This window comes from Polaromonas sp. P3_C2, assembly GCF_056402675.1.
The window spans coordinates 1-7,254 of record NZ_JBFUGX010000171.1; the positions used below are offsets into that span (position 1 = coordinate 1).

General features: G+C 63.0%; 8 protein-coding genes and 1 pseudogene. 6 read left to right on the plus strand and 3 right to left on the minus strand.

From position 1 onward, the window contains the following. Positions 1 to 140 (minus strand): annotated as a pseudogene (locus AC1DWI_RS09355) (class I SAM-dependent methyltransferase); the annotation flags it as partial. 64 nt (positions 141 to 204) lie between these two features. Here AC1DWI_RS09355 and AC1DWI_RS09360 point away from each other — a divergent pair. From AC1DWI_RS09360 to AC1DWI_RS09385, 6 genes are all read left to right on the plus strand, one after another. Beyond that, entirely contained in the window at positions 205 to 978 is a 774-nt protein-coding gene (locus tag AC1DWI_RS09360; RefSeq protein WP_457282902.1) for an SDR family oxidoreductase, read from the plus strand. 54 nt (positions 979 to 1,032) lie between these two features. Further along, positions 1,033 to 1,404 (plus strand): dihydroneopterin aldolase, encoded by a 372-nt coding sequence (locus AC1DWI_RS09365; RefSeq protein ID WP_431094939.1) that lies wholly within the window; start codon positions 1,033 to 1,035, stop codon positions 1,402 to 1,404. A 20-nt stretch (positions 1,405 to 1,424) separates the two neighbouring features. Beyond that, the gene (gene ttcA, locus AC1DWI_RS09370; protein ID WP_477670047.1) at positions 1,425 to 2,375 is read left to right on the plus strand and encodes a tRNA 2-thiocytidine(32) synthetase TtcA; all 951 of its coding nucleotides are present in this window, start codon (positions 1,425 to 1,427) and stop codon (positions 2,373 to 2,375) included. Between the two features lie 53 nt (positions 2,376 to 2,428). Beyond that, complete coding sequence (locus tag AC1DWI_RS09375) at positions 2,429 to 3,049, plus strand: DUF4136 domain-containing protein (protein WP_477670046.1); 621 nt, start codon at positions 2,429 to 2,431, stop codon at positions 3,047 to 3,049. A 146-nt stretch (positions 3,050 to 3,195) separates the two neighbouring features. Further along, positions 3,196 to 3,870 carry a histidine phosphatase family protein gene (locus AC1DWI_RS09380; RefSeq protein WP_477670045.1) on the plus strand — a complete coding sequence of 225 codons (675 nt, stop codon included), beginning with the start codon at positions 3,196 to 3,198 and terminating at the stop codon, positions 3,868 to 3,870. A 24-nt stretch (positions 3,871 to 3,894) separates the two neighbouring features. Beyond that, positions 3,895 to 5,082 (plus strand): DSD1 family PLP-dependent enzyme, encoded by a 1,188-nt coding sequence (locus AC1DWI_RS09385; protein WP_477670044.1) that lies wholly within the window; start codon positions 3,895 to 3,897, stop codon positions 5,080 to 5,082. A 34-nt stretch (positions 5,083 to 5,116) separates the two neighbouring features. On the opposite strand, the gene AC1DWI_RS09390 is transcribed toward AC1DWI_RS09385, so the two are convergent. Further along, on the minus strand, positions 5,117 to 5,497 hold the full coding sequence (locus tag AC1DWI_RS09390) for an energy transducer TonB family protein (RefSeq protein ID WP_477670043.1): 381 nt from the start codon (positions 5,495 to 5,497) through the stop codon (positions 5,117 to 5,119). A gap of 116 nt (positions 5,498 to 5,613) precedes the next feature. Next, the coding region (locus tag AC1DWI_RS09395; RefSeq protein WP_477724728.1) for a rhomboid family intramembrane serine protease at positions 5,614 to 7,254 on the minus strand (1,641 nt) is incomplete at its 5' end.

The following is a 7,254-nucleotide window of genomic DNA, read 5'->3' on the forward strand; positions in this document are numbered from 1 at the left end:
TAATAACCCCAGCCGGGCGTGTAAAGCGCCATGTCCATGAAACGGTCAAACCCGATCCAGCCGCCGGCAGCGTCAATGGCCCTGGCGATGTGGTCGGCGAGGCCGGTCGGTAAAATAGGGGGATTGGTCGTCTGGGTCATGTTTGTCACCGCCTGCAATTGTCGGCGATACGTCCCCGACCTTTTTTGCCAACCCTCACCACCCATGACCCCAACCCCGCCATCATCCCGACCCGTTGTCCTCGTGACCGGCGCCGCCAGGCGGCTGGGCCGCGACATCGCGCTGGCGCTCGCGGCCGGCGGCTGGCAGGTGGCGGTGCACTACCGCAGCTCCGAGGAAGATGCTATTAAAACAGTAGCTGCTTGCGCACAACTGTCGGGCGCTGCAGCCGCTTTTCATGCGGATTTAAACGACGAAACGGCAGTGCGCGGCCTATTGCCGGCCGTGGTCGAGCGCATGGGCCAGGTCGATGCCGTGGTGAACAACGCCTCGACCTTTGAACAAGACAGCGCCGCCAGTTTCGGTTTCGCCGCCATGGACCGGCATCTGCACAGCAACACCGGCGCCGCCATCGTGCTGGCCCAGGCCCTGCATGCGCATGTGGCCTCGCGCGGTGCCAGGGGGGCCGTCGTCAACCTGCTGGACCAGAAGCTCTGGAACCAGAACCCCGACTTTTTCAGCTACACGCTTTCCAAGGCCGCGCTGGAAGCGGCCGGCACCATGCTGGCGCTGGCGCTGGCGCCGCAGGTTCGTGTGGTCGGCGTTGCGCCGGGACTGACGCTGACCAGCCACCTGCTCACCGACGAACAATTCGAGGCCCGCCACAAGCTGTCGCCGCTGGGCCGGTCGTCCACCCCGGCCGACGTGGCGGCCGCGGTGAAGTTTGCACTGGAGAACAGCTCCATCACCGGCACCACGCTGCTGGTGGATGGCGGCCAGCACCTGATGAAGTTCGAGCGCGATTTTTCGCTGATGTAAGCCATCGGCAACGGCTTACACATCACCACAACTGACCCACTACAGACTGGCACCATGTTCAATTCCCGGGGCACCCAGATCCTGAATCTCACCGGTTTGCGCTTTGACGCCAACCTGGGCATTCTGGATCACGAAAAAACCGCGCCGCAACCGATCCAGGTCGATGCCGAACTGAACCTGGGCACACAGCCGCTGCTGCCCCATGACGACGACATCCACCATGTGCTGGATTACCGCAAGGTGCGGCAGATCATCATCACCGAATGCACCTCGGAACACGTCAACTTGCTGGAAAGCCTGATCGGCAAGCTGGCGCACCGGCTGATGAAGTTGCCCGGCGTGCTGGGCGTGCGGGTGAAGATCGCCAAACTTGAAATTTTTGACGACTGCGAAGTAGCCATTCGCATCGAGACGGGACAGTGGTGAACGATATGGGAGTGAATGATATGAGTGCTGTTTGGGAAGATGCTGTCGCGGAACACGAGCAGCAGGAAAGCTCCGCGCGCGTGCAAAACAGCATGAAGATCGAGCGCGAAGACCACAAACTGGAAAAACGCCTATGCCGCGAAGTCGGCCGCGCCATCGTCGACTTCAACATGATTGAAGAGGGCGACAAGGTCATGGTGTGCGTCTCGGGCGGCAAAGACAGCTACGCCATGCTCGACATTTTGCTGAAGCTGCAAAAGCGAGCGCCCATCAATTTCGAACTGGTGGCCGTCAACCTCGACCAGAAGCAGCCCGGTTTCCCGGAGCACATCCTGCCGGACTATCTCGGCAAGCTTGGCGTACCCTTCCATATCGAAAACCAGGACACTTACAGCATCGTCAAGCGCGTGATCCCCGAAGGCAAAACACTGTGCTCGCTGTGCTCGCGCCTGCGCCGCGGCATTTTGTACCGTGTCGCGGGTGAACTCGGCTGTACAAAGGTTGCGCTGGGCCACCACCGCGACGACATGCTGCAGACGTTTTTCCTCAACATGTTTTTTGCGGCCAAGCTCAAGGGCATGCCGCCCAAGCTGGTGAGCGACGACGGCAAGAACGTCGTCATCCGCCCCATGGCCTACGTGACCGAGAAAGACCTGACGCGCTGGGCGCAGGTGCGCGAATTTCCCATCATCCCGTGCACGCTGTGTGGCAGCCAGGAAAACCTGCAGCGCAAGCAGGTCGGCAACATGCTGCGCGAATGGGAGAAAAAATTCCCCGGCCGGCTGGAAAACATGTTCGCGTCACTGCAAAACATCGTGCCTTCGCACCTGATGGACAACAAGCGCCACGATTTCAAGGGCATCAAGACAACGGGCATTGCCGACCCGGAAGGCGACAAGGCTTTTGACACTGAGGAGTTCCGGGAGCCGGTGCCTCCGGGATTGTCCGTGATCGGTGTTCATTCCGGTTGACTGGTTTTTTCAGCGTTCTTCGTTTTTCAACAACTCATTGCTTTGGAGGTCTCATGAAACGTGCGTTCGCGATTTTCTTCATGGCTGCCATGGCTTTTGTCATGGCGGGTTGTTCCACCGTGCGCCTGGTCGACAGTGATGTCACTGCCTTCTACAACTGGAACGGCGCGCCGCCGGCGCCGGGCACACCTTACCGCTTTGAGCGCCTGCCCTCCCAGCAGGCCCCGGGTTCGCCGCAGGAGGCCCTCGAGGGCATGGCGCGCAGCGCCCTGGCCAAGGTGGGAATGGAGCTCAATCCGCCCGCCGCACGCTACAGCGTGCAGATTGTGGCCAACACCCAGATCATCGACCGCGGCCCCTATGGCTACAGTCCCTACGGCGGTTTTGGGTTTGGAAGCGGTGTGTTCATGGGCGGCGGTAGCCGCGGCGTCGGGGTCGGCCTGTCGTTCCCAATCGGCGGCGGAATCTCGGAGCCGACCTATTTCAAGCGCGAGCTGAGCATCGTGATGCGCGACCTTCGCACCAACCAGGTCGCCTATGAAACACGGGCCCTGCACGACGGCGTCTGGTCGGACACCCCGGCGGTGCTGCCCGCCATGCTGGACTCGGCACTGCGCGGCTTCCCGCAGCCGCCGCCGGGGACACGCCGCATCAATGTGGAGATCCCAAGGTAGATGTGGCCCCCACGCTTGTCGCTTCGCGTACTACGCTGCCCCCCGGGGGGGGCCGCTGCGCCTGCGGCCCGGCAAAGCCGGTTCCGCGGCCCTGGCTGGCTTAGCACCGCTTCTCGCTTCTATTACCCCCTTCGTGTTGGTGTGTCATGACTGAAGTGACGCGCGTTATTGCCATACGGCATGGGGAGACCACCTGGAATGTGGATACCCGCATCCAGGGCCATCTGGACATTCCCCTCAATGACATTGGACGCCGGCAGGCTGAGCGCATGGCGCTCGCGCTGGCCGAGGAACCCATCACCGCCATCTACGCCAGCGATCTGACACGCGCCTGGGAAACCGCGGAGTACCTGGGCCGTGCACTGGGCATCGAGGTGACGCGTGAGGAAGGCCTGCGGGAGCGCGGCTTCGGCGACTTTGAAGGGAAAACCTTTTCGGAGATCGAGGCGCTGCTGCCCGAGCAGTCGATGCGATGGCGCAAGCGGGACCCGGAATTTGCGCCCGCTGGCGGTGAATCATTGCTCGATTTGCGTAGTCGTGTGGTCACTACCGCCGAGCGCCTGGCAGCCGCCCACCCGGGCGAGCTGATCGCCATGGTCGGCCACGGCGGGGTGATGGACGTGCTGTACCGCGCCGCCACGCGGCTGGACATCCAGGCCCCACGCACCTGGGCGCTGGGCAACACGGCCATCAACCGCTTGCTCTGGACGCCCCAGGGTTTTTCACTGGTAGGCTGGGCCGACACCCAGCACCTGGACGGCATTGCGCTGGATGACGGATTTGCCGGCGGYGAGGCCGGTTCCGGTGTCGGCGCACAATAGGCACAGATAAACTTCTACGTATCCATGAGCACCCTGCCATCCCATCTGGCCGAACTGATCGGCAAACCGGTCAACGACATCGATACCCCCGCCCTGGTCATCGACCTGGATGCGATGAAGCGCAACCTCGCGCGCATGGCCGAATTTGCCAAGAAGCACAACGTTCGCTGGCGTCCCCATGCCAAGCTGCACAAAAGTGTCGCGCTGGCCAAGGCGCAGATGCGGGCCGGCGCCATTGGCGTGTGCGTGCAAAAAACGTCCGAAGCCGAAATCTTGGTGGCCGGCGGTGTGTACAACGTCTACATCAGCAATGAAGTGATCGCCCCGGGCAAGCTGGCCCGTGTGGCGGCGCTCACGCAAAAAGTCGCGGCCCAGGGTGGGCACCTTGCCATTGCGGTGGACAGCACCGAAGGCGTAATCCGCCTGGCGCAGGCCATGACGGAGGCCCGCATCAACAACAAGAGCGCGGGCGCCACCGTGATCGACGTGTTTGTGGAAATTGACGTTGGCCAGGGCCGCTGCGGTGTCGAGCCCGGCGCGGCCGCCGTCACGCTGGTGCTGGAAATCCGCAAACACCCCGCGCTGCGTTTTGCCGGCTTGCAGGCCTACCACGGCAAGGCCCAGCACATGCGAAGCGCCCAGGAAAGGCGCGACGCCATCGCCAGGGCGGTGGAGGCCGTGCTCCTGACGCGCAAACTGATAGAAGCCCAGGGCATCACGGTAGATCTGGTCACGGGGGCCGGCACCGGCAGCCTGATGCTGGARGCCGCCAGCGGCGTCTACGGCGAACTGCAGGCCGGCTCCTTCATGTTCATGGACGCCGACTACGCCCAAAACGAACGGGACCCGTCGCAGCCGCAGTTCGAACACGCRCTGTTCGTCAAAACCCAGGTGATCAGCACGCACGGCAGCCATGCGGTGTGCGACGCCGGCCACAAAAGCCACGCCATTGATTCCGGCCTGCCGCTGGTGCATGCCTTTGACAGTGAAAGCGAGCTGGCCTATTTCAATGGCGGCGACGAGCACGGCATTTTGCGGCCCGCGGGCGACAGCAAGCGCCTGCCCGGCCTGGGCAGCATGCTGTGGCTGATTCCCGGCCACTGCGACCCCACCGTGAATTTGCACGACGCCATGATTGGCGTGGCCGGTGGTCTGCGCCACGGCACAGTGCAGCGCATTTACCAGGTTGATGCGCGTGGCGCGCTGACCTGACCTGACCTGCCGGCATGGCGTCTGAGAAGCGCGCCTAGAAGTTCACGCCGTAGACTGCATACATCGGCGAGGGCGCGCCATTGATGCGCCCGCCCCGGTACTCCGCTTCGCGTGCCGACTGCAGTACGGCCCCATTGAGTTCGGCATGCGTGGACGACAGCACCCGCGCATCGAGCAGCTTGCCCTCGGCGTCCAGCAGTGTGATCACGACGACGCGGCCATGCACTCCCTGCGCGCGGTAAGCCTGCAAGGCGTCGAGCGCGCCGGGCTTGCGCACGCGCGCGATGGAAATTTTTTGCCCCATACCGTCGCCGTCCTGCATCTGCGGCGCCTGCGGATGATCAGCGTAGAGTTTTCCCATCTGCCGGAACAGCTCGGGGAATTCCGGCAGGCTGGACGTGGAAGCGAGAGGCACGGCTGGATTGGGCGTGCGCGGTCCCGGTGCAGGGACCGCGCAGCCCCCGACCGCCATTGCCCAACAAAGCATCAGGCCCGGCGAAATCAGGGAACGGCGAGACATGGCTATTTTTCTCAGGGGTTGGATTTGGATTTGGGCTTGGCGGCGCTCACACGCTCGGAAATCCGCGAATCAATGGCCTTGAGCTCCGCGCTGATCACCAGCACGCGGGCCTGACCGGCTGCGGCGGTGACATCGCCCTGCACGGCACGTGCAGTGGCCAGCTGGATTTGCATCAGTTCCACCATCAGGTTGTTGGCGCGCTTGACATCGCGCATGCCGGCGCCGACTTTGTCATTGGCAGGAATGTCCAGCGGGGCCAGGGCGCGCTGGACGGCCTGGTAACCCGGCAGGTGCCGTGCTTCTATCGCCTGGACAAATTCAGGCTCCGGCATCTTGCCTTCGCGAAAAGCTTTGACGTCGGCCTGAAAGGCTTTCTCCGCGGCTTGCATCGCGGGCAAAATGCGCGTCAGCCCGGCCTGAAATTCAAACAGCTGCCGATGGTGCACGGCAGGCGTCGGCGTTGTGGCCACCAGAGCGGCCACTGCGGTGGCCGACAGCAACGAACCGATAGCCGCCGTTGAAAGCCGCCGCGCCGGTGTGGCAACGGCGGCGATTTTTTCGGTCAGCACCCAGGCCAGCACACATCCTGCCATGAGGCCCCCCACGTGGGCGGCGTTATCGATACCCTGCTTGCTGAAACCCTGAACGAGCGCATACGCCAGAAACACGCCCTGACTGGTCATCACGTTCTTGCTGGTAACGCCGGGTATTTGCCCGCGATGCTGGTGCACCGCCACCAGCAGCGCCCCCAGGACACCAAACACCGCACCGGAAGCACCGACGGAAACGGATTGCTGGGCAGAAAAATGCAGGCTGAGCGCACTGCCGGTGAGCGCACTGGCCAGGTAGATCAACAGGAACTGAAAGTTGCCGTGAAGCCGGTTGAGTTGGACCCCGCCCTGCCACAAGCCCAGCATGTTCAACGCGAGGTGCAGAAAGCCGCCGTGCAGAAAGGTGGCTGTCAACAGACGCCAATACTGGCGGTCTTCCACCACGGACGCCGCCGAATTGGCGCCCCAGGCCAAAAGCTCCGACGGCAAGGGTTTGAACGCGCTGATTCCGGCACCGAGATTCGCCAGCCAGACAGCGACGTTCACGCCGACCACCAGGTAAAGCGCCCAAGTCACAGGCGTGAGCTCCTTCAGGCGGGCGTCGAAATTTTCCACGGCCTTGAGTTCAGCGGTCCGCTGCTCCATCGCCTGCATAAAGCCCCGCCCGCCGTAGGTGGCAAAGGCCTGCGTCGCGGCCATGATCGCATCGGGGTGGTCTTTGGTCCGTACGCTGTTCAAGAGAATGCAAAGCCGCTTTTTACGGCTGCCCCACCACCATTTGTCTTTCACATGAGGTGCGAGCGACACGTTGATCGACGTGTGGCCCTGCGCAGACTGCGACTCGATATCTGACACCTCAGGCCACGCGATGGTCCTGTTTTTCAGTACGGCGGCGCTGATGCCTTCGGGGCCCACCCGCAAGGCCGGACGTCCGCCGACAAGCTGCCGCCCAAAAAGCCAGACGAACCACAGCAGGCCGCCCAGGCTGGCCAGTCGCCATCCGGGAAAACCGGAAAACGGGACAAACACAAGCATCAAGGCCGGAATGACGGCCAGGAATGAAAAGAGGATCGTCAGGGTTCCCGTGGTGCTGCGCCACGA

Coding starts and splice junctions, on each gene's coding strand:
- ttcA (WP_477670047.1), top strand. CDS start 1,425: ATGAGTGCTGTTTGGGAAGATGCTGTCGCGGAACACGAGCAGCAGGAA.
- AC1DWI_RS09365 (WP_431094939.1), top strand. CDS start 1,033: ATGTTCAATTCCCGGGGCACCCAGATCCTGAATCTCACCGGTTTGCGC.
- AC1DWI_RS09360 (WP_457282902.1), top strand. CDS start 205: ATGACCCCAACCCCGCCATCATCCCGACCCGTTGTCCTCGTGACCGGC.
- AC1DWI_RS09375 (WP_477670046.1), top strand. CDS start 2,429: ATGAAACGTGCGTTCGCGATTTTCTTCATGGCTGCCATGGCTTTTGTC.